Here is a 19,390-nt window from a genome sequence, read left to right as displayed (position 1 = left end):
ATGAACAATTTCCTTTTCGGGATCTATCCCTATATCGCCATCACCGTGATGCTCCTGGGCTCGATCATCCGCTATGACCAGGATCCGTTCAGCTGGAAATCCAAGTCCAGCCAGATCCTGCGGCGGCGGCAATTCGTCATTGGCTCGGTACTGTTCCATGTCGGCGTGCTGGTAATCTTCTTCGGCCATCTGGTCGGGCTGCTGACCCCCATCGCCGTCTTCGACGCGCTGGGCATCAGCCATGGTGCCAAGCAGGTGCTGGCGATGACCGCGGGCGGCATCGCCGGGGTGATGGCGCTGGTCGGGGGCGGCATGCTGCTGCATCGCCGTCTGACCGACCCGCGGGTGCGCGCCCATACCACGCTGGCCGATACCGGCATCCTGGCGCTGCTGGTCGCGCAGCTGGTGCTGGGGCTGATGACCATCCTGGTTTCCATGCAGCACCTTGACGGGCACGAGATGACGCGGCTGATGTCCTGGGCGCAGGGCATCGTCTATTTCCGTGCGGGTGCGGCCGATCACCTGGTCGGCGTGCATTGGCTTTTCAAGCTGCATATCCTGCTGGGGCTGACCATCTTCCTGCTGTTCCCCTTCACGCGGTTGGTCCACATGATCTCGGCCCCGGTGCGCTATCTGTGGCGGCCGGGCTACCAGATCGTGCGGACCAAGCGCCATCCGGCGGAGTAGGGGTTATGGAGATGAAACCGCTCTTGCCGCCGGTCGTCGTGAACGGCGTGACGCTCGATCCCGGCCGCATCGCGGCCGAGGCGCAGAACCACCCCGCGCCCAAGGGCAAGCCCGGCCATGCCTGGCGCGCTGCCGCCCGCGCGCTGGCGGTGCGCGAGCTTCTGCTGCAGGAAGCTCGCGTCCAGGGCATCGCGGCGGAACCCGCCGAGCTTGCCCCCGGCCAATGGGAGACCGAGGACGAGGCCGCGATCCGTGCCCTGCTGGACCAGGCGGTCGAGCCCGCGCCCGCCGACGAGGCGGCGCTGGCCGCGCATTATGCCGCCCATCCCGAACAGTTCCGCGCGCCCTCGCTCTATGAGGCGGCGCATATCCTGTTTGCGGCCGCCCCCGACGATGCCGAGGCCCGTGCCCAGGCGCGGGAGCGGGCCGAGGCGGTGCTGGCCGAGCTGCGCGCCCAGCCGCGACGCTTTGCCGAACTGGCCGCCGAGCTTAGCGCCTGTTCGTCGAAAAGCGCCGGCGGGGTGCTGGGGCAACTGACCTCGGGCGATACCGTGCCCGAGTTCGAGGCCGTGCTGGCCACGATGGAGGAGGGGGGGCTGGCCCTGGCCGAGACCCGCTATGGCCTGCATGTCATCCGTCTGGATGCGCGCGCGCGCGGCGCCGTGCTGCCGCTGGAGGCGGTGTTGCCGCAATTGCGCCAGGCCCATGACAAGGCGGCCTGGCTGCGCGCCAGCCGCGACTATCTTGACAGGCTGATCGCCGGGGCGGACATCTCCGGCATCTCCTTCGACCGGGAAAGGCGCGCGTGATGCAGCTTGCCTATGTCAGCCTGCCGGGCCGCGGCGCGAACGACCGCTTCCTGGCCGCCTTTGCCCAGGCGGCGCAGGCGGCGGGGCTACGGCTGGCGGGCACGGTGCAGACCAATCCCCAGCGCGAGGGCCGCGTCAAATGCGACATGGACCTGCGCGTGCTGCCCGACGGCCCGGTGCTGCGCATCAGCGAGGACCGCGGCAATGGCGCACGTGGCTGCCGGCTGGACGCGGGCGTGCTGGAGGCGGCGGTGCTGGGCGTCACGGCGGCGCTGCCCGGTGCCGACCTGCTGCTGGTCAACAAGTTCGGCAAGCAGGAAGCCGAGGGCCGCGGCTTTGCGCCCCTGATCGCCGAGGCGCTGTCGCGCGGCATCCCGGTGCTGGCCGGGGTGAACGGGCTGAACCTGCCGGCGTTCCAGGCCTTTGCCGATGGGCTTGCCACGCCGCTTCCCGGTGAGCAGGCGCAGGTCATGGGCTGGTGCCAGCGGATTTGCGGGCTGCAACCCGCCTAAGCCGAAAAGCTCCGCAACGAAAAAGGCCCGGTCGCGCTGACCGGGCCTTTTTGCATGGCGCGCTTCAGGCTGGGCGCCTTGCCCCCGAGACCGGCTTTTTCGCCACCCGCGGCCGCGCCAGCACCGGCAGGTAGAGCAGGGCGAAGCCGCCGAAGGCCAGAACCCACAGCGTGCCCGACAGATGCAGTAGCCAGACCTGGGCCGGCAGCAGCCCGGCCAGCAGCCGCAGCGCGACCGAGGCGGTCAGCGCCAGGTAAAGCGCCGTGGTGCCGCGCCCGGCATGCAGCGCGCGGCCGCTATGGCCCAGGCTCGCACGGCTCATTACCGCAAGCGTCATCAGCCCGATGGCGCCGGCCAGCCAGACATGCCGCGCCGGCGCCGCGGCCATCAGGCCGAAGCCCGCCACCGCCTCGGCCCAGAAGCCGAGCGCCAGGAAGCCATAGGCCAGGTGCAGCACCCAAAGCAGCGGCTCGGCCCCGGTCTGCGCGCCCTGCCAGCGTGCCAGCCGCCACAGATGCGCCGCACCGCAGGCCAGCATCAGCCAGGGCATGGCCCGGCCGTCGGGCAGGGCGACGAAGCCCGCCAGCGTGACCACCGTCAGGCCCAGCACCAGCCCGTCGCCGCGGCCGAAGGGCGCCGGCAGGCGCTGCACCCCCCGCGCCGCCAGCCAGTTGCGGGTAAAGCTGGGGATGATGCGCCCGCCGATCAGCGCGACCAGCACCAGGCCCGCGGCCAGGCCCAGCCGCATGCCCATGCCCTCGAAGGCCGCGTCTCCGCGAGCGGCCTCGATGTGAAACAGCGCGTTGCCGGCGGTGAACAGCCCGAGCAGCGCCAGCACCGGCAGGTTGCGCCAGTTCCGGCCATGCAGGATCTCGCGCGCCAGGAAGGCCAGCAGCATCACCCCGCAGGCCAGGTCGGCCAGCAGGACCACGCGCCAATCGAGCAGCGCCGAAGCCCCGACCGCGGCCCGGCCCAGCAGCCACAGCCCGACCAGCCCGGCCAAGGGCGCGCCCATCACCGGCAGCCGCCCGGTCCAGTTCGGTACTGCGGTCAGCAGGAAGCCGGCGATGACCCCGCCGAGATAGCCGTAAAGGAACTCATGGGCGTGCCAGCTGAACGGGTCGAAGGCCAGGGGCAGGATCTCGGCCCCGCCGAGCATGGCGACCCAGATCGCCATGGCCAGCGCCGCCCAAAGCGCCGAGAGCAGGAAGAAGGCCCGGAAGCCGTGGCTCAGCAGTACCGGGCCGTGGTAGTTGCGCATGCGTTCCGAGGTGGACATCGCGCGTCTCCGTCAGACAGGGATCAGGGGCAGGGGGCGGCGCCGGGGCGCGCCTCCAGGAAGCCTTGGGCAAAGATGGCGCCGGGCTGGATGCGGCGCAAGCCGGCCAGCGCGTCCTGCGCCGAAAGCCCGCTTTCCAGCAGCCGCGCGTAAAGCCGGGTCACGGCCGCGAAATCGCCCGGCTGCGGCGACAACCGCAGCGCGGCGACCCCGGCCTCGCGCAGGGCATCGACCTGTCCCGCGACGCTCATATGCGCATAGCTCAGCGTCTGGACGCCGTTCACGGTCAGGAAGGGCTGGCCCTCCAGCGTCTCGACCGTGCGGCCGTCGGGATCCTCGGCGCAGACGAACTGGCAGCTGTCCTTGGCGCGGTCGTGCAGCCGGGCGTGATAGCAGCGCCCCGAGATCGCGAGCGGCGCCCGGCCATGGCCCCAGACCTCGACCGCGACGCCGGCCTGCCGGCCGGCCTGCGCCAGCTGCGCGACCGAGTCCAGCGGCAGTTCGGGCGGCAGGCAGATGCGCTGCGCGCCCTTGCCGGCCAGCCATTCCAGCGTGCCCTCGTTATAGACGTTGACGGTCGGGCCGACCCAGAAGGGCGCGCCCTCGGGCAGGTGCTTGAGCGCGCTGAGGTCGGCGATCTCGACCGGCAGGCCCGAGGCGAACAGCTCCTCGGTCTGCCGCCTTTCGCGTTTCAGCGTGATCAGCGTCAGCGTGGACAGCGCCACCTCCTTGCCGGCGGCTTGCAGAACCTCGACGGCGGCGGGGATCTCGTGCTGCCAGAAGGGCAGGCGCTTCGAGCAGACCCATTCGCCGATCACCACCCGCTGAACGGGGGTATCGGCCAGCGTCCGGTAAAAGGCGCGGACCTGCTCCGCGCTCCAGAAAAAGGCGATGGCGCCGACGGTCAGGTCCATGGTCATCTCCAGGTCTTGGCATAGGCGCCGGTGGTGGCGGCCTGACCCTCGGTCAGCCGCGCAAGCAGTCCCTCGGGCATGGGCGCACCCTGTTCGGCGGCCTCGACGGCGGCACGGAAGGCGCGCACCACCTGCGCGACATAGGCGCGGGATCGCTGCCGCCCCTCGATCTTCAGGGCGCTGACCCCGGCCTTTTGCAGCGCCGGAATCAGCCGGGTCGCGTCCAGGCTGACCGGATCCTCGAAGATATGGCCGGTCTGGCTGTCCCCCTTGCCGTCGGGCGAGGTGAAGCAGCCCTTGCACAGCGTCGGATAGGGCACCGGCATGCCCTTGGGCGTGCGGTGGATCAGGAAATCACCCAGCCGCGCCTCGTGATTGCCGCCAACATCGGCATAGGCGACGTGGCTTGCGGGCGAGCAGACGCCGTTCATGTTCGGCGAAAGCCCCGTGGCATAGGAGGACAGCGAACAGCGCCCCTCGGCCATGACGCAAAGCCCGCCAAAGACGAAGACCTCGGTTTCCACCTCGATCTCGCGGTTGATGGCGGTGATTTCCTCGACCGACAGCACGCGGGGCAGCACGACCCGGCGGATGCCGAAGGTTTCGGCATAGAAGTTGATCGCGTCGGGATTGGCGGCGGCGGCCTGCACCGACAGGTGCAGCCGCAGGCCGGGATGGGCCTCGGCGGCATGCGCGATCAGGCCCAGATCGGCCAGGATCACCGCATCGGCGCCCAGCCGGGCGGCATCGGCCACGGCGCGGTGCCACAGCGCCTGGTCGCCGGCGCGCGGAAAGGTATTGATCGCCACCAGAACCTTGGCGTCGCGGGCATGGGCATAGGCCACGCCCTCGGCCAGTTCCTCGCGGCTGAAATTCAGGCCGGGAAAGTTGCGGGCATTGGTTTCGTCGGCAAAGCCGCAATAGACCGTATGCGCGCCCGCATCGACCGCGGCGCGCAGGGCCGCCGGGGTTCCGGCCGGGCAGACCAGTTCCATCATGGCATCACCTCTTGTCGGGACAGGACCAGCCCGCTTCTGCGCGCGACCAGCGCCGAGCCGCGGCGCAGCCAGCGCCCCAGCGGCCGGCCGGTCAGCGCCGCCAGTTCCTCGGTCAGGTCCAGTTCGGCATCGTCCAGCGCATTGCGCAGCGCCAGTACCGCCGAGGTATCGCCGCCGATCTGCAACTCGCCGGAAAAGAACAGCGCATCGCCGTCCTCGGCGCCGTGCAGCATGGCGAGGAAGGCCGCCAGCCCGCCCCGGATCGCGGCGTCATGCTCGGGCGGGGGGGCGTGGCGCGGATGCGCGGTCAGCCGCCGCGCCTGGGGCTGCATCAACAGCAGGAACGGCGCGTCGCTGACATCGAGCAGGAAGCGCGCCTGGGCATAGGGGCCGAGGCGCGACAGGATCGCGGGCTCGCGCGCGGCGATGCGGCGCAGGAAAGCCGTCAGCGCCAGGCCAAGGGCCGGGCGGGCAAGCGGCGGGGGCGGAAGCCGCATCAGCAGCGGCGGCAGGGTGGGGCGCTGGGTCATGATCCCGGTCTAGGCCGACCAATCGGCGCTGTGATTGATATTCGTCAAATCAGCCGCGGAAATTCCCGCCTAGCCTTTCCGCCATGATCCGCCCGCCTTGCCGCGGGCCTGCCGGAGCCATTGATGCGCAGCCTTCCTTCCTTTCCCGACCTGCGGGCCTTTCTGTCCTGGCTGGAGGCGCGGGGCGAGTTCGCCCGCATCGCCGAGCCCGTCTCGCTGCGCCACGAGATGACCGCGGTCGAACTGGCCTGCCTGCGCCGCGGCGGCCCGGCCCTGCGCTTCGACCGGCCTGAAGGGGCGCGCATCCCGGTGATCGCCAATCTTTTCGGCACCAGGGCACGGGTCGCGGCCGGGTTGGGCCTGCAGCCGGACGAGGTCGCGGGCTTTGGCGAATTCCTGGCCGCGCTGCGCAGCCCGGCGCCGGTCGAGGGCATGCGCGACGCCATGTCGCGCTGGCCGATGCTGCGCGCGGCACTGGCGACGCGGCCCAAGCTTTTGCGCCACGGCCCGGCGCAAGAGGCCGAACTGCCCGGCCTCGATTCGCTGCCGGTGCAGACGCCCTGGCCCGAGGATGGCGGGCCGCTGATCACCTGGCCGGTGGTGCTGACCCGGCCGCGGGACAGCCGGGCCGAGGATCTGACCCGCTACAATCTGGGCGTCTATCGCGCGCAGGTTCTGGGCCCCGACCGGCTGATCCTGCGCTGGCTGGCGCATCGCGGCGGGGCGGCGCATCACCGCAGCTGGGCGCAGGCGGGCGAGCCGATGCCGGTCGCCATCGCGCTGGGGGCCGATCCGGCGCTGCTGCTGGCCGCCGCGCTGCCGCTGCCCGAAACCGTGTCCGAACTGGGGTTCTCCGGCGTGCTGCGCGGTGCGCGCAGCGAACTGGTCGCGGCGCAGACCGTGCCGCTGATGGTGCCCGCCCGCGCCGAGGTGATCGTCGAGGGCTGGGTGCATCCCGGCGAGACCGCGCCCGAAGGCCCCTTCGGCGACCATACCGGCTATTACAACGCCGTCGAGCCCTTTCCCGTCATGCGCGTCAGCCGCATCACCTGCCGGGGCGATCCGCTTTACCTGTCCACCGTCACCGGCCGGCCGCCCGACGAGCCCTCGGTCATCGGCGAGGTGTTCAACGACCTGGCGCTGCCGGTGATCCGCGCCCAGATCCCGGAAATCACCGACCTGTGGCTGCCGCCCGCCGCCTGTTCCTATCGCATGGCGGTGGTGGCGATCGACAAGCGCTATCCCGGCCAGGCGCGGCGGGTGATGATGGCGCTGTGGGGGATGCTGCCGCAATTCAGCTATACCAAGCTGGTCGTCGTGGTGGACAGCGACATCGACGTGCGCAGCTGGGACGACATCGCCTGGGCGATCTCGACCCGGATGGACCCCGGCCGCGACGTGATGCTGCTGGACCGCACGCCGATGGATTACCTGGATTTCGCCTCGCCCGTCGAGGGGCTGGCGGGCAAGCTGGGGCTGGACGCCACCACCAAGATCGGCGCCGAGACCAGCCGCGAATGGGGCCGGGTCATGCAGCTTGACCCGGCGCATGAGGCACGGGCCGAGGCGCTTCTGGCCGCGGTGCTGCCATGAGGGTGGTGCTGGGCGTTTCCGGCGCCTCGGGCGCGGCGCTGGCGCTGGATTGCGCCCGCGCGCTGGCCCGGCTCGGGACGGAAATCGACCTGGTCGTCTCGGCCATGGCGCGGCGCACGCTGGCCGAGGAGGTCGGACCCGATGCGCTGTCCGCCTTGCAGGCGCTGGCAACGCGCGTTCACGCGCAGCGCGACCTGGGCGCGGCCATCGCCTCGGGCTCCTGCCCGGTCGCGGGCATGATCGTGGCGCCCTGTTCGATGCGCAGCCTTGCGGCCATCGCGCATGGTTTCGACGACGGGCTGCTGACCCGCGCCGCCTCGGTGCAGCTCAAGGAGCGCCGGCCGCTGGTGCTGCTGGCGCGCGAGGCGCCGCTGACGCTGGCGCATCTGGAAAACATGCAGGCCGCGACCCGGATGGGCGCGGTGATCCTGCCGCCGGTGCCGGCCTTTTACCTGCGCCCGCAAAGCCTGGCCGAAGTCACCGCCCAGATCGCCGCCCGCGCGGTCGATCTGCTGCGCCTCGGCCCGCCGCTGGCCCAAGCCTGGGCCGCCTCTCGACCCGCACCCCATGGAGGAGACCATCATGACTGACATCACCCTTGCGCCCGACAGTATCGTCGGCGACATCGCCGCCCGGCTGCCCGGTGCCGCCGAGGTGTTCCGCCGCGCCGGCATCAGCTTTTGCTGCGGCGCCGATTCGGGCCTGGCCGAAGCCGCTGAAAAGGCCGGCGTCGCCTTGCCGGCGCTGACCGCCGAATTGCAGGCGCTGATCGACAATGCCGGCCGCGACGCCCCGGCCGAAACCCCGGCGCTGATCGACCATATCCTCAGCCGCTATCACGACACCCATCGCGAGGAACTGGGCTGGCTGATCGGGCTGGCCGACCGGGTCGAGATGGTGCATGGCGACCATGACGAGGCGCCCCTGGGCCTGACCGAGGCGCTGATCGCGCTGCGCGACGACCTGGAATCGCACATGGCCAAGGAGGAGACGGTGCTGTTCCCGGCCATCCTGCAGGGCGGCGGCGCCATGCTGGCCGGGCCCATCCGCATCATGCGGGCCGAGCATCAGGATACCGCGGAACTGCTGCGCCGGATCGAGCATGTGACCCATGGCCTGACCCTGCCGGTCGGCGCCTGCGGTTCGTGGACGGCGCTTTACACCGGCCTGCGCAANATGCGGGCCGAGCATCAGGATACCGCGGAACTGCTGCGCCGGATCGAGCATGTGACCCATGGCCTGACCCTGCCGGTCGGCGCCTGCGGTTCGTGGACGGCGCTTTACACCGGCCTGCGCAAGCTTTGCGACGACGTGGTCGCCCATATCCACCTGGAGGAGGAAGTGTTGTTCCCGCGCGTTCTCGCCTCGTGACCGGCTGCGGGGCTTCCGGCCGGCCGGATGCCCCGCTTGCGCGCTCAGCCGCCGCCGGCGTTGCGGGCCGGGACGTCGAAGCGGGCGCGTTTCAGGATCCTGCCCTCGGCGTCGACGGTCAGGCGCAGCGCCTGGTGCTGGAAAAAGAAGGTCAGGCGATGGCGCCCGGCATCCTCGCCCTCTCCGGTCTCGCAGCGGGTGGTGATGCGATTTTCCCGCATCAGTTCAGGCACCCGGCCGGGCTCGATCCCGAAGGCCGCGGCCAGTTCCTGCGCTTCGACGATGAAACCCTGTTCGGTCAAGTCGATCTTGCTCATGCCGTTTCCCTTCGCGGTGACGCCATGCCCGGCATATGGGGATGCGCCCGGCGTTTGGCCATGGCGGGACCGGGATTGGAAGCGACTTTCATCAAGAAAGGCGCGGGCGAGTGTATCGCGCCGCGCCCGGTCCCTCTCCCGGCGGTCGGTGCCGTCCCGGTCAGTTGACCTGGGCCAGTTCGGCATCCATGCGCTCGCGCGCCTTCTTGGGCATCTTGGCGGTCTTGGCGGCGTCGAGATTCTCGGGCGCGTCGCCGACCTGCACCAGCCCGACCATGCCCATGCCGAAATGCGGCGTGCATTTCACGCCATAAAGCCCCGGTTCGGTCACGGTCAGCGTGTAGGATTCGTTGATCTTGCTTTTGAAGGATTCGACGCCTTCCGGCAGGATTTCCTTGATCGCTTCGACATTGTGGCTCTTGTCGGTGGGGACGAAGTTGATGACGTCGCCCGGTTCGGCGCGCACGAAGGCCGGTTCAAAGACCATGGCGCCCGATTCGCCCTTGTTGAGCATATGCACCTCGTGGGTTGCCGCGAAACCGGGGGCGGCAAGGGCCAGAAGCGCGGCGGCGGCAGCGGCGAGGGAATGGTGGAACATCGTGTTCTCCTTGGTGGTCCGGGCGGACAAGCCCGCCCGTCGTACTCGGTTTAGGTCCGGTACAGGGCATTCGGCTTGAGAAAAGTCAAAGTCAGAGAGAAAAGCTCGGACTTCCGGCATGACAGAATGTCGCAGGCGGTCCACCCGGTCCGCGGAATTGCTTCCCGGGAGCATTTTGCGGCTTCCAGGTTTGACCGAAATCAAAGCACGCGGCGGACAAAGGCATAATGAGAGGGGCATGTGCCACAGTGCAGCTCATAATCCGGCCCGGGCCTTGCTGTCTTTCGCGGCGATTCTCCTCCTTCTGTTGGCGGGATGGGCCGGCACGGGCGCTGCCATGCCCGGCCACCTGGCCGCGGCGCTGGCGGGCCCGCTGCAACAGACGGTGATCTGCGCCGAGGGCCATGCCCGCACCGTCTGGCTGGATGCCGATGGCAACGAACATCCCGCGCCGCAGGATTGCCGCGACTGCCCCGTCTGCCATTCGCCGCTGCTCGTCTCGGGGTCCGAGCCCGTCCTGCCGGGCAGGCCGGTGCGGTGGACGCGTCCCGCGGTGACGGCGGACGCGGCGCAGGTGCGCGGCGCGATCCGCCCGCTGCTGGTCCTGACGCGCGGCCCCCCGTCTTTCTCCTCTGTCTGGACCCATGCGGTCCCGTCGCCCGCGGGCGACAGCCTCTGGTCTGATGCGGGCGATCCGCGCCAGCCGAAGCGCCGGGCCCAGGCAATTGCCATGGATGCCCGAGCATGAAGATCCTCCGCCTTGCCCTGACGATCGCATCGCTGTTGCTGCCGACCCTGCCGGCAGCCGCCGAAAGCGTGCTGGCACAGCTGCTGCCGGAGCAGAACGCGGCCGAACTGGTGCCCGGCGCCGACGGGTTCGGGCCGATCCGCGCCGATCTGGCCGTGGCGCCGGTGCTGAAGGGCGGCGAGACCATTGCCCATGCCTTCGTCACCTCGGATTTCGTCGGCACCACCGGTTATTCCGGCAAGCCCATCCATACGCTCGTGGCGCTGGACAAGGATGCGAAGGTTGCCGGCGTCCGGCTGGTCAAGCATTCCGAACCCATCGTGCTGATCGGCATCCCCGAAGCCAAGGTCAAGGCGCTGGTCGAGGGCTACAGGGGCCTCGACCTGGTGGCCGAGGCGCAATCGGGCGGCACCGGGCATGAGGTCGAGATCATCTCGGGCGCCACGGTCACGGTGATGGTGATCGACGATTCCATCACGCGCTCGGGGCTGAGGGTCGCCCGCGCGCTCGGCCTGGGCGGGCTGGCGACCGAGGCCGCCGCCAGCGGGCCGAAATTCGAGATCGACCCCGAGGCCGCCCTTCCCGCCGACTGGCACGAGATGGAGGGCGACGGCACCCTGCGCCGGCTGACCCTGGACGCGGGACAGGTGAACGCGGCCTTTGCCGGCAATGCCGATCCCCGCGCCGGCCGGCGCGCCCTGTCCGAGCCCCCCGAGACCACCTTCATCGAGATGCAGGCCGGGCTGGTCTCGGTCCCCGCCATCGGCAAGGCGCTGCTGGGCGATGCGCAGGCGGCGAACCTGCAGGCCTGGCTCGCGCCCGGCGACCAGGCGGTGGCGGTGATGGGCCGCGGGCTCTACAGCTTCAAGGGCTCGGGCTATGTGCGCGGCGGCATCTTCGACCGCATCGTGCTGATCCAGGACGACATCTCGGTCCGCTTCCGCGACCGCGACCACCGGCGGGTGAATGCCATCGCTGCCGAAGGCGCGCCGGATTTCACCGAGATGGACCTGTTCAAGATCCCCGCCGCCTCGGGCTTCGACCCGACGAAACCCTTCCGCATCCAACTTCTGGTGCAGCGCGAGGTGGGGCCGATCGAGAAGGTCTTCCACACCTTCGACCTGGGCTATCAACTGCCGCAGAAATACCTGCGCAGCGTCGCCGCGCCGGCGCCCGAGGCGGCAGCGCCCGCGGCCCAGCACGACGAGAGCCAGGCCCAGGCGCAGCTGTGGAAGCGCATCTGGCTGGATTCCAAGGCCAAGATCGCCGGGCTCGGCGTCATGCTGCTGGTGCTGACCGGGGCCTTCTTCTTCCAGAGCTTCGCCACCCGCAACGAGCGCGCCTTCTATGTCTTCCGCATGGGCTTCCTGACCGTGACGCTGGTCTTCCTGGGCTGGTATGCCAATGCGCAGCTGTCGGTGGTGAACCTGATGGCGCTGTTCGGCAGCCTGGTGAACGGTTTCAGCTGGCAGGCCTTCCTGCTGGACCCGCTGACCTTCATCCTGTGGTTTGCGGTCGCCGCGGCGCTGCTGTTCTGGGGCCGCGGGGCCTATTGCGGCTGGCTTTGCCCCTTTGGCGCGCTGCAAGAGCTGACGAACCAGGTCGCCCGCAAGCTGCGCATCCCGCAATGGACGCTGCCCTGGGGCCTGCACGAGCGGCTCTGGCCGGTCAAGTACATGATCTTCCTGGGGCTTTTCGGCGTGTCGCTGATGAGCGTGGAACGGGCCGAGCATCTGGCCGAGGTCGAGCCCTTCAAGACCGCGATCATCCTGAACTTCGTCCGCGCCTGGCCCTTCGTGGCCTATGCGGCGGCGCTGCTGATCGCCGGGCTCTTCGTCGAACGCTTCTATTGCCGCTATCTGTGCCCCCTGGGCGCGGCGCTGGCGATTCCGGCGCGGATCCGCATGTTCGACTGGCTCAAGCGCTATCGCGAATGCGGCAATCCCTGCCAGATCTGCGCCCAGCAATGCCCGGTGCAGTCCATCCACCCGACGGGCGAGATCAATCCCAACGAATGCATCAACTGCATGCATTGCCAGGTGCTTTACCAGTCCAAGACCACCTGCCCGGTGGTGATCCGCAAGTTGAAGCGGCGCGAGGCCGTGGCCGCCGGCAGCGTGCCCAAGCTGGGCCAGCCCCCGGCCGGGCACCCCAACGCCGCCCGCAAGATCGAAGCTTGAACACGAAAAGGAGTTCGACCATGGAAACCAAACAGCAAAACGGCCTGAGCCGCCGCGCGCTTCTGGGCGCGACGGCCGGCGGCGCGGCCATGGCCGGCGCGTTCGGGGGGCGGCTGGCGCTGGGGCCGGCCGTGATCGGCGCGGGCGCCGCGGGCCTCGCCACCGCCGCGGGCAGCGGTGCGGCGCTGGCCGCCAGCGGTGCCGGTGCCGTTGCGCCCGGACAGCTGGACGATTATTACGGCTTCTGGTCCTCGGGCCAGACCGGTGAGCTGCGCATCCTGGGCATCCCCTCGATGCGCGAACTGATGCGCGTGCCGGTCTTCAACCGCTGCTCGGCCACCGGCTGGGGCATCACCAACGAATCGATCCTCATCCACGAACGCAGCATGACCGAGCGGACCAGGAAGCACCTTGCCGCCAACGGCAAGCGCATCCACGACAACGGCGACCTGCACCATGTCCACATGTCCTTTACCGAGGGCAAGTATGACGGCCGCTTCCTGTTCATGAACGACAAGGCCAATACCCGCGTGGCGCGGGTGCGCTGCGACGTGATGAAATGCGACGCCATCCTGGAGGTGCCGAACGCCAAGGCCATCCACGGCCTGCGCCCGCAGAAATGGCCGCGCAGCAACTATGTGTTCTGCAACGGCGAGGACGAGGCGCCGCTGATCAACGACGGCACCACGATGGACGACATCTCGACCTATGTGAACGTCTTCACCGCTGTCGATGCCGACAAGTGGGAAGTCGCCTGGCAGGTGCTGGTCTCGGGCAACCTCGACAATTGCGATGCCGATTACGAGGGCAAATATGCCTTCTCGACCTCCTACAACTCGGAAATGGGCATGACGCTGGCCGAGATGAGCGAGGCCGAGATGGACCATGTCGTCGTCTTCAACATCGTCGAGATCGAAAAGGCCATCGAGGCCGGCCAATACGAGGAAATCAACGGCTGCAAGGTGCTGGACGGCCGCAAGGAGGCGGGCAGCCTGTTCACCCGCTACATCCCCATCGCCAACAACCCGCATGGCTGCAACATGGCGCCGGACAAGAAGCACCTGGTCGTCGCCGGCAAGCTGTCGCCCACGGTGACGGTGCTGGACGTGACCAAGTTCGACGCGATTTTCTATGAGGATGCCGACCTGCGCAGCGCCGTGGTGGCCGAGCCGGAACTGGGGCTGGGCCCGCTGCACACCGCCTTTGACGGGCGCGGCAACGCCTATACCTCGCTTTTCATCGACAGCCAGGTGGTCAAGTGGAACATCGAGGAGGCGATCCGCGCCTATGCCGGCGAGGACATCGACCCGATCAAGCAAAAGCTGGACGTGCATTACCAGCCCGGCCATCTCAAGACCACGATGGGCGAGACGCTGGACGCGCGCAACGACTGGCTGGTCGTGCTGTGCAAGTTCTCGAAGGACCGCTTCCTGAACGTCGGGCCGCTGAAGCCGGAAAACGACCAGCTGATCGACATTTCGGGCGACCAGATGGTGCTGGTCCATGACGGCCCCACCTTTGCCGAGCCGCATGATGCGATCGGCGTCGATTCGGCGATCCTGTCGGGCGTCATCAAGTCGGTCTGGGACCGCAACGACCCGATGTGGGCCGAGACCCGCAAGCAGGCCGAGGCGGACGGCGTCAATATCGACGAATGGACCGACACGATCATCCGCGACGGCAACAAGGTGCGGGTCTACATGTCCAGCGTTGCGCCCAGCTTCTCGATCGAGAGCTTCAGCGTGACGGAAGGGGACGAGGTCACCATCGTCGTGACCAACCTCGACGAGGTGGACGACCTGACCCACGGCTTCACCATGGGCAACCACGGCGTCGCGATGGAGATCGGGCCGCAGATGACCTCTTCCGTGACCTTCGTCGCGGCCAATCCGGGGGTCTACTGGTATTATTGCCAGTGGTTCTGCCATGCGCTGCACATGGAGATGCGCGGCCGCATGATGGTCGAGCCGAAGGCGGCCTGACCCGATGCGCCGGCTGTCCCTGATCCTTGCCCTGCTGCTTGCCTCGCCCGCCCTCGCGGCCGAGCATGGGGTGGCGCCTGGCCGGGGCAGCCTGGCGCAGGCCATCGCCGGGGCCGAGCCCGGCGATGTGCTGGAACTGGCGGACGGGGTCCATGCGGGCCCCGTCATCATCGACCGGCCGCTGACCATCATCGGCAGCCGCGCGGCGGTCATCGACGGCGGCGGGCGCGGCACGGTTGTCACCATCGCCGCGCCCGATGTCACGCTGAAGGGCTTTTCCGTCACCGGCTCGGGCATGGTGAACAAGGATCTGGATGCCGGGGTCAAGATCGCCAAGGGCGCCGACCGGGCGCAGGTTCTGGACCTGCGGCTGACCGAGAACATGCACGGCATCGACGTGCATGGCGGCCGCGATGCCCGCATCGTCGGCAACGAGATCATCGGCACCCGCGACCCGCGCATGAACGAGCGCGGCAACGGCATCTATGTCTGGAACAGTCCCGGCGCGCTGGTCCGGGGCAATTCCGTGCGCTATGGCCGCGACGGCATCTTCTCGAACACCAGCGCCGACAGCTTCTATCGCGACAACCTGTTTCGCGACCTGCGCTTTGCCGTGCATTTCATGTATACCCGCAACACCGAGGTCACGGGCAATGTCAGCATCGGCAACCACCTGGGTTTCGCCATCATGTTCTCGGACCGCACGGTGATCCGCGACAACCGAAGCCTGGGCGACCGAGAGCATGGGTTGATGCTGAACTATGCCAACAATGCCGACGTGACCGGCAACCTGATCCGCGGCGGTGCGAAGAAATGCCTGTTCATCTATAACGCGCACAAGAACCTGATCTGGAACAACCGCTTCCAGGATTGCGGCATCGGCATCCATTTCACCGCCGGGTCCGAGCGCAACGTGCTCAGCGGCAATGCCTTCATCGGCAATCGCGAGCAGGTGAAATACGTGGGCACCCGCCATGTCGAATGGAGCCACGAGGGGCGCGGCAATTTCTGGTCCGACCATCCGGGCTTCGACCTGAACGGCGACGGCATCGCCGACGGGGTCTATCGCCCCAACGACCTGATGGACCATATCCTGTGGTCGCAACCCGCCGCGGCGCTGCTGACCGGCGCGCCGGCCGTGCAGCTGATCCGCTGGAGCCAGCAGAGCTTTCCCGCCACCCTGCCGGGCGGCGTGCAGGACAGCGCGCCCCTGATGCGGCCCCTGACCATCCCCGTCCCGCCCGAGATCGAGGCCTACGAGGCCGAGGCCGCGGGGCGTTGGGCAAAAGGAAACTACGATGACATCGACCCTGACGATCTCTCATCTCACTAAGCGCTTCCAGAATGTCGAGGCGCTGGCCGAGGTCTCGCTGGACCTCGGGCCGGGGATGCGCGTCGCGCTGCTGGGCCATAACGGCGCCGGCAAGTCCACGATGATGAAGATCATCCTGGGCCTCATTCCCTTCGATGCCGGCGAGGTGCGGGTCTGCGGCGCCGCGCCCGGCTCGGGCCAGGCGCGCATGCAGGTGGCCTATCTGCCGGAAAACGCCGCCTTTCACCCGGCCCTGACCGGAGAGGAGCAGATCCGCCACTACCTGTCCCTGCGCGGCGAAAGCCCGCGCCGGGCCATGGAACTGCTGGAGCGGGTGGGGCTGGCCAAGGCGGCGCGCCGCCGCATCGGCACCTATTCCAAGGGCATGCGCCAGCGCGTCGGCCTGGCCCAGACCCTGATCGGGCGGCCGCGGCTGCTGGTTCTGGACGAGCCGACATCGGGGCTCGACCCGGTGTCGCGGCGCGACTTCTATGCGCTGCTCGACGGGCTGGCGGCCGAGGGGGCGGCGATCCTTTTGTCCAGCCACGCGCTGACCGAGGTCGAGGCCCGCACCGACCGCATCCTGATCCTGTCGCAGGGCCGGCTGGTGGCCGAGGGTACGCTGGCCGATCTGCGCCGCCGCGCCGCGCTGCCGGTCGGGTTGACCGTGACGCCCGCCGCCGGCGCGGGGACGGCGCTGGCCCAGGCGCTGCCGCAGGCGCGGATGGCAGAGGACGGCACGCTGCACCTGGCCTGCGCGCAGGACGAAAAGCTGGGGCTGCTGGCGCGCATCGCCGGGCTGGGCGGGCAGGTCGCGGACCTGGACGTGATCCCGCCGAGCCTCGAGGACATCTACAGCCATTTCAGCCGGAGGGACGGGCAATGATCCGCCGCATCCTTTCCACCGCGGCGCTGGAGTTCCGCATCGCGCTGCGCAACCGCTGGGTCGCCATCGCCACCGCGCTGATGGTGGTCTTTGCGCTGGTGCTGGCGGCGGCGGGTGCCGCGCCGACCGGCGACATCGGCGCCGACCGGCTGTCGGTCGTGGTCGCCTCGCTGACCTCGCTCGCCGTCTATCTGGTGCCGCTGCTGGCGCTGCTGATGAGCTTCGACGCCGTGGCCGGCGAGGTCGAGCGCGGCACGCTGCCCCTGCTGCTGACCTATCCGGTGGCGCGGGCCGAGGTGCTGGCGGGCAAGCTGGTCGCGCATATGGCGATCCTGGCTCTGGCGGTGGGGGCGGGCTATGGCGCCGCGGCGGCTGCGGCGGTCTGGACCGACCCGGCCTCGATCGCCGGCCTGCCGGCGCTCTGGCGGCTGATGTGGAGTTCGACCCTGCTGGGCGCGACCTTCCTGGGCGCGGGCTATGCGCTGTCCAGCTTTGCGCGCCGACCCTCGGGCGCAGCCGGGCTGGCGGTCGGGCTGTGGCTGGGGCTGGTGGTGCTTTACGACCTGGCGCTGCTGGCGCTGATCGTCGCCGATGGCGGCGGCGGCTTCACCACCGAGGTGCTGCCGGTGGCGTTGCTGGCCAACCCGGCCGACGCCTTCCGCCTGTTCAACCTCTTGGCCGCCGAGGCCACCGCCGCCGCCGCCGGCGTCGGCGGGGCCGCCGCGACCATCCCGCTCTGGCAATCGGCGCTGTCGGTCCTGGCCTGGCCGCTGGCCGCGCTTGGCCTGGCCATTGCCGCATTCCGAAAGGTCACGCCATGAGACATGCGCTGCTGCTGGTGCTGATGCTGGGCCTTGCCGCCTGCCGCGACGAGGTGGCGCAGGACACCGCCCCGGTCGAGATGAATGCACAGACGCTGGGCCATTTCTGCCAGATGAACCTGCTGGAACATCCCGGCCCCAAGGCCCAGGTGCATCTGGAGGGGATGCCAGGCACGCCGCTGTTCTTCAGCCAGGTCCGCGATGCCATCGCCTATGCCAGGATGCCGGAACAAAGCCACCCGATCTTGGCCATCCAGGTGAACGACATGGGTGCCCCCGGCGCGACCTGGGACGATCCGGGGCAGGGCAACTGGATCGCGGCCGAGGACGCCTTCTTCGTCATGGGCTCGGTCCAGGCCGGCGGCATGGGCGCGCCCGAGGCGGTGCCCTTTTCCAGCCGCGAGGCCGCCGAGGCCTTCGTCGCCGCGCAGGGCGGGCAGGTGATGCGGCTGGACGCGATCCCGGACGAGATGGTGCTGGCACCCGAAGAGACCGTGCCCGACAGCGGTACCGAAGCCGATTTCATGAACCGCCTGCGCGCGCTGAGCCAACCCAAGGAGCCCGCGACATGAGCCTGTCCCGCCGTCGCTTTCTGACCATCACCGCCGCTGTCACGCTTGCGCCGGCAAGCCTGCGCGCCCAGCCCGGCCGGCATTGGGTCGGCCAGGCGCTTGGCGCCCGCGCCTCGATCCGCATCGACCACCCCGAGGCCCCGGCGATCACCGCGCGCTGCCTGGCCGAGATCGAGCGGCTGGAAGGCATCCTCAGCCTCTATCGCCCCGAGAGCGCGCTCTCGCGCCTGAACCGCGACGCGGTGCTGGAGGCGCCGCCCTTCGAATTGCTGGAATGCCTGTCGCTGGCGGGCGCTGTGCATCGCGCCAGCGGCGGTCGGTTCGATCCGACCGTGCAGCCGCTCTGGGCGCTCTGGGCCGAGGCCGCCGCGGCCGGCCGCCGTCCCGCGCCGGACGAGCGGCGCGCGGCCCTGGCGCGCACCGGCTGGGACCGGGTGCGGCTGGACGCGGCCCGCATCACGCTGGAGCCGGGGATGGCGCTGACGCTGAACGGCATCGGCCAGGGCTATGTCGCCGACCGCGTCGCCGCCGTGCTGGAGGCCGAGGGGCTGGGCGAGATCCTGATTGACACCGGGGAATTGCGCGCCCTGGGCGGCCGGCCCGATGGCAGCGACTGGCCGGTGCGGCTGGCCGCGGGCGGCGCGGTGGGCCTGCGCGGCCGGGCGCTGGCGACCTCGGCGCCGCTGGGTACCAGCTTCGACGCGGCGGGGCGAGACGGCCATATCCTCGACCCGCTGAGCGGCGCGCCGGCGCGCCCGGCCTGGCGCGCGGTCAGCATCTCGGCCCCCGGCGCGGCCCTGGCCGATGCGCTGTCCACCGCAGCCTGCCTGGCCGAGGACCGGCCGCAGATCCTGGCGCTGCTGGCCGGTTTCGACGGCGCCCGGCTGGAATCGCTGCATCGCGGCGCCTAGGGCCGTCCGCGACCAGCCCCGGAATGCCGCCGTGTCCTGGCCGCGCGGCGGCTTTCGCATGTCCCGCGGCGGCGGGCTGTGAAGTATTTACAAAAATAGCCTAAACTGCGTCAATTAATTTACAAAATTTTCTTTTTAAAAAAATAGTTTACTGGAAAACAGAAATTGCATTAACATCAGCGCAACCGGTGTTCCGCCGCCCGTTGCAGCGCCTTGAGGAGGGTGCGGGCGTGCCGGAGCCGATCCTGTCGCGAGTAGAGGAGGCGCGCCATGAGCATTGAATCGATTAAGAAACATCCTGTTCCGGCTGGTTTTGAGGCTGCGCTGGTCACGCCTGGGGACTATGCGCGGCTCTATGCCGAATCGATCT

General features: G+C 69.3%; 20 protein-coding genes. 14 read left to right on the top strand and 6 right to left on the bottom strand.

What is annotated here, in order from left to right; genetic code table 11:
• The 3 genes from narI to ACDP63_RS19185 are packed head-to-tail and all read left to right on the top strand — an operon-like array spanning position 1 to position 2,008.
• Positions 1-687, top strand: coding sequence for a respiratory nitrate reductase subunit gamma (gene narI, locus ACDP63_RS19195; protein ID WP_409928479.1), 687 nt, complete (start codon positions 1-3; stop codon positions 685-687).
• An 11-nt stretch (positions 688-698) separates the two neighbouring features.
• Complete coding sequence (locus tag ACDP63_RS19190) at positions 699-1,496, top strand: peptidylprolyl isomerase (RefSeq protein WP_409928478.1); 798 nt, start codon at positions 699-701, stop codon at positions 1,494-1,496.
• Positions 1,496-2,008, top strand: a complete 513-nt coding sequence (locus tag ACDP63_RS19185) for a DUF2478 domain-containing protein (RefSeq protein WP_024842638.1) — start codon at positions 1,496-1,498, stop codon at positions 2,006-2,008. The genes ACDP63_RS19190 and ACDP63_RS19185 overlap by 1 nt, the downstream gene beginning before the upstream one ends.
• 64 nt (positions 2,009-2,072) lie before the next feature.
• Here ACDP63_RS19185 and ACDP63_RS19180 read toward each other — a convergent pair whose 3' ends face one another.
• From ACDP63_RS19180 to ACDP63_RS19165, 4 genes are read right to left on the bottom strand one after another with little or no spacing between them, the layout of a single operon-like run.
• Positions 2,073-3,287, bottom strand: a complete 1,215-nt coding sequence (locus ACDP63_RS19180) for an NnrS family protein (protein ID WP_024842639.1) — start codon at positions 3,285-3,287, stop codon at positions 2,073-2,075.
• Between the two features lie 23 nt (positions 3,288-3,310).
• Positions 3,311-4,201, bottom strand: a complete 891-nt coding sequence (locus ACDP63_RS19175) for a U32 family peptidase (RefSeq protein ID WP_024842640.1) — start codon at positions 4,199-4,201, stop codon at positions 3,311-3,313.
• A 2-nt stretch (positions 4,202-4,203) separates the two neighbouring features.
• Entirely contained in the window at positions 4,204-5,196 is a 993-nt protein-coding gene (locus ACDP63_RS19170; RefSeq protein WP_024842641.1) for a peptidase U32 family protein, read from the bottom strand.
• Positions 5,196-5,729: an SCP2 domain-containing protein gene (locus ACDP63_RS19165; RefSeq protein ID WP_024842642.1), complete on the bottom strand. Its 534-nt coding sequence runs from the start codon at positions 5,727-5,729 to the stop codon at positions 5,196-5,198. The genes ACDP63_RS19170 and ACDP63_RS19165 overlap by 1 nt, the downstream gene beginning before the upstream one ends.
• Before the next feature lie 123 nt (positions 5,730-5,852).
• On the opposite strand from ACDP63_RS19165, the gene ACDP63_RS19160 reads away from it, so the two are divergent.
• Genes ACDP63_RS19160 through ACDP63_RS19150 form a run of 3 tightly spaced genes read left to right on the top strand, consistent with a single transcriptional unit; the run spans position 5,853 to position 8,693 of the window.
• Positions 5,853-7,322: a UbiD family decarboxylase gene (locus tag ACDP63_RS19160; protein ID WP_024842643.1), complete on the top strand. Its 1,470-nt coding sequence runs from the start codon at positions 5,853-5,855 to the stop codon at positions 7,320-7,322.
• Positions 7,319-7,912: a UbiX family flavin prenyltransferase gene (locus tag ACDP63_RS19155; protein WP_024842644.1), complete on the top strand. Its 594-nt coding sequence runs from the start codon at positions 7,319-7,321 to the stop codon at positions 7,910-7,912. Before ACDP63_RS19160 ends, ACDP63_RS19155 begins: the two co-directional genes overlap by 4 nt.
• Positions 7,905-8,693, top strand: a complete 789-nt coding sequence (locus tag ACDP63_RS19150; protein WP_409928477.1) for a DUF542 domain-containing protein — start codon at positions 7,905-7,907, stop codon at positions 8,691-8,693. The genes ACDP63_RS19155 and ACDP63_RS19150 overlap by 8 nt, the downstream gene beginning before the upstream one ends.
• Positions 8,694-8,737: 44 nt before the next feature.
• Here the strand turns inward: ACDP63_RS19150 and ACDP63_RS19145 are convergent, their stop codons facing one another.
• Both ACDP63_RS19145 and ACDP63_RS19140 read right to left on the bottom strand, forming a co-directional pair.
• The gene (locus ACDP63_RS19145) at positions 8,738-9,010 is read right to left on the bottom strand and encodes a DUF6522 family protein (RefSeq protein WP_024842646.1); all 273 of its coding nucleotides are present in this window, start codon (positions 9,008-9,010) and stop codon (positions 8,738-8,740) included.
• Positions 9,011-9,170: 160 nt separating this feature from the next.
• Positions 9,171-9,608 carry a pseudoazurin gene (locus ACDP63_RS19140; RefSeq protein WP_024842647.1) on the bottom strand — a complete coding sequence of 146 codons (438 nt, stop codon included), beginning with the start codon at positions 9,606-9,608 and terminating at the stop codon, positions 9,171-9,173.
• 337 nt (positions 9,609-9,945) lie between these two features.
• On the opposite strand from ACDP63_RS19140, the gene ACDP63_RS19135 reads away from it, so the two are divergent.
• Genes ACDP63_RS19135 through ACDP63_RS19100 form a run of 8 tightly spaced genes read left to right on the top strand, consistent with a single transcriptional unit; the run spans position 9,946 to position 19,020 of the window.
• Positions 9,946-10,356, top strand: coding sequence for a hypothetical protein (locus tag ACDP63_RS19135; RefSeq protein ID WP_024842648.1), 411 nt, complete (start codon positions 9,946-9,948; stop codon positions 10,354-10,356).
• On the top strand, positions 10,353-12,536 hold the full coding sequence (locus ACDP63_RS19130) for a NosR/NirI family protein (RefSeq protein ID WP_024842649.1): 2,184 nt from the start codon (positions 10,353-10,355) through the stop codon (positions 12,534-12,536). Before ACDP63_RS19135 ends, ACDP63_RS19130 begins: the two co-directional genes overlap by 4 nt.
• 20 nt (positions 12,537-12,556) lie before the next feature.
• A complete protein-coding gene (nosZ, locus tag ACDP63_RS19125) occupies positions 12,557-14,518 on the top strand; it encodes a TAT-dependent nitrous-oxide reductase (RefSeq protein WP_024842650.1) in 1,962 nt (653 codons plus the stop codon).
• A gap of 4 nt (positions 14,519-14,522) precedes the next feature.
• A complete protein-coding gene (locus ACDP63_RS19120) occupies positions 14,523-15,851 on the top strand; it encodes a nitrous oxide reductase family maturation protein NosD (protein ID WP_024842651.1) in 1,329 nt (442 codons plus the stop codon).
• Positions 15,817-16,716: an ABC transporter ATP-binding protein gene (locus ACDP63_RS19115; RefSeq protein WP_409928476.1), complete on the top strand. Its 900-nt coding sequence runs from the start codon at positions 15,817-15,819 to the stop codon at positions 16,714-16,716. Before ACDP63_RS19120 ends, ACDP63_RS19115 begins: the two co-directional genes overlap by 35 nt.
• Positions 16,713-17,537, top strand: coding sequence for an ABC transporter permease (locus ACDP63_RS19110; RefSeq protein ID WP_409928475.1), 825 nt, complete (start codon positions 16,713-16,715; stop codon positions 17,535-17,537). The genes ACDP63_RS19115 and ACDP63_RS19110 overlap by 4 nt, the downstream gene beginning before the upstream one ends.
• Positions 17,534-18,109: a nitrous oxide reductase accessory protein NosL gene (locus ACDP63_RS19105; RefSeq protein WP_024842654.1), complete on the top strand. Its 576-nt coding sequence runs from the start codon at positions 17,534-17,536 to the stop codon at positions 18,107-18,109. Before ACDP63_RS19110 ends, ACDP63_RS19105 begins: the two co-directional genes overlap by 4 nt.
• Positions 18,106-19,020 (top strand): FAD:protein FMN transferase, encoded by a 915-nt coding sequence (locus tag ACDP63_RS19100; RefSeq protein ID WP_024842655.1) that lies wholly within the window; start codon positions 18,106-18,108, stop codon positions 19,018-19,020. The genes ACDP63_RS19105 and ACDP63_RS19100 overlap by 4 nt, the downstream gene beginning before the upstream one ends.
• Positions 19,021-19,390: the final 370 nt, after the last annotated feature.

The sequence above is a fragment of the Paracoccus sp. P2 genome, from assembly GCF_046335115.1.
Lineage (GTDB): Bacteria > Pseudomonadota > Alphaproteobacteria > Rhodobacterales > Rhodobacteraceae > Paracoccus > Paracoccus pantotrophus.
The sequence above is the reverse complement of the archived record's forward strand: the minus strand, read 5'-3'. Positions and strand labels throughout refer to the sequence as shown.

What these genes read in the sequence shown, in the direction of transcription:
- narI (WP_409928479.1), top strand. Translation starts at nt 1, where the DNA reads ATGAACAATTTCCTTTTCGGGATCTATCCCTATATCGCCATCACCGTG.
- ACDP63_RS19190 (WP_409928478.1), top strand. Translation starts at nt 699, where the DNA reads ATGAAACCGCTCTTGCCGCCGGTCGTCGTGAACGGCGTGACGCTCGAT.
- ACDP63_RS19185 (WP_024842638.1), top strand. Translation starts at nt 1,496, where the DNA reads ATGCAGCTTGCCTATGTCAGCCTGCCGGGCCGCGGCGCGAACGACCGC.
- ACDP63_RS19180 (WP_024842639.1), bottom strand. Translation starts at nt 3,287, where the DNA reads ATGTCCACCTCGGAACGCATGCGCAACTACCACGGCCCGGTACTGCTG.
- ACDP63_RS19175 (WP_024842640.1), bottom strand. Translation starts at nt 4,201, where the DNA reads ATGGACCTGACCGTCGGCGCCATCGCCTTTTTCTGGAGCGCGGAGCAG.
- ACDP63_RS19170 (WP_024842641.1), bottom strand. Translation starts at nt 5,196, where the DNA reads ATGGAACTGGTCTGCCCGGCCGGAACCCCGGCGGCCCTGCGCGCCGCG.
- ACDP63_RS19165 (WP_024842642.1), bottom strand. Translation starts at nt 5,729, where the DNA reads ATGACCCAGCGCCCCACCCTGCCGCCGCTGCTGATGCGGCTTCCGCCC.
- ACDP63_RS19160 (WP_024842643.1), top strand. Translation starts at nt 5,853, where the DNA reads ATGCGCAGCCTTCCTTCCTTTCCCGACCTGCGGGCCTTTCTGTCCTGG.
- ACDP63_RS19155 (WP_024842644.1), top strand. Translation starts at nt 7,319, where the DNA reads ATGAGGGTGGTGCTGGGCGTTTCCGGCGCCTCGGGCGCGGCGCTGGCG.
- ACDP63_RS19145 (WP_024842646.1), bottom strand. Translation starts at nt 9,010, where the DNA reads ATGAGCAAGATCGACTTGACCGAACAGGGTTTCATCGTCGAAGCGCAG.
- ACDP63_RS19140 (WP_024842647.1), bottom strand. Translation starts at nt 9,608, where the DNA reads ATGTTCCACCATTCCCTCGCCGCTGCCGCCGCCGCGCTTCTGGCCCTT.
- ACDP63_RS19135 (WP_024842648.1), top strand. Translation starts at nt 9,946, where the DNA reads ATGCCCGGCCACCTGGCCGCGGCGCTGGCGGGCCCGCTGCAACAGACG.
- ACDP63_RS19130 (WP_024842649.1), top strand. Translation starts at nt 10,353, where the DNA reads ATGAAGATCCTCCGCCTTGCCCTGACGATCGCATCGCTGTTGCTGCCG.
- nosZ (WP_024842650.1), top strand. Translation starts at nt 12,557, where the DNA reads ATGGAAACCAAACAGCAAAACGGCCTGAGCCGCCGCGCGCTTCTGGGC.
- ACDP63_RS19120 (WP_024842651.1), top strand. Translation starts at nt 14,523, where the DNA reads ATGCGCCGGCTGTCCCTGATCCTTGCCCTGCTGCTTGCCTCGCCCGCC.
- ACDP63_RS19115 (WP_409928476.1), top strand. Translation starts at nt 15,817, where the DNA reads ATGACATCGACCCTGACGATCTCTCATCTCACTAAGCGCTTCCAGAAT.
- ACDP63_RS19110 (WP_409928475.1), top strand. Translation starts at nt 16,713, where the DNA reads ATGATCCGCCGCATCCTTTCCACCGCGGCGCTGGAGTTCCGCATCGCG.
- ACDP63_RS19105 (WP_024842654.1), top strand. Translation starts at nt 17,534, where the DNA reads ATGAGACATGCGCTGCTGCTGGTGCTGATGCTGGGCCTTGCCGCCTGC.
- ACDP63_RS19100 (WP_024842655.1), top strand. Translation starts at nt 18,106, where the DNA reads ATGAGCCTGTCCCGCCGTCGCTTTCTGACCATCACCGCCGCTGTCACG.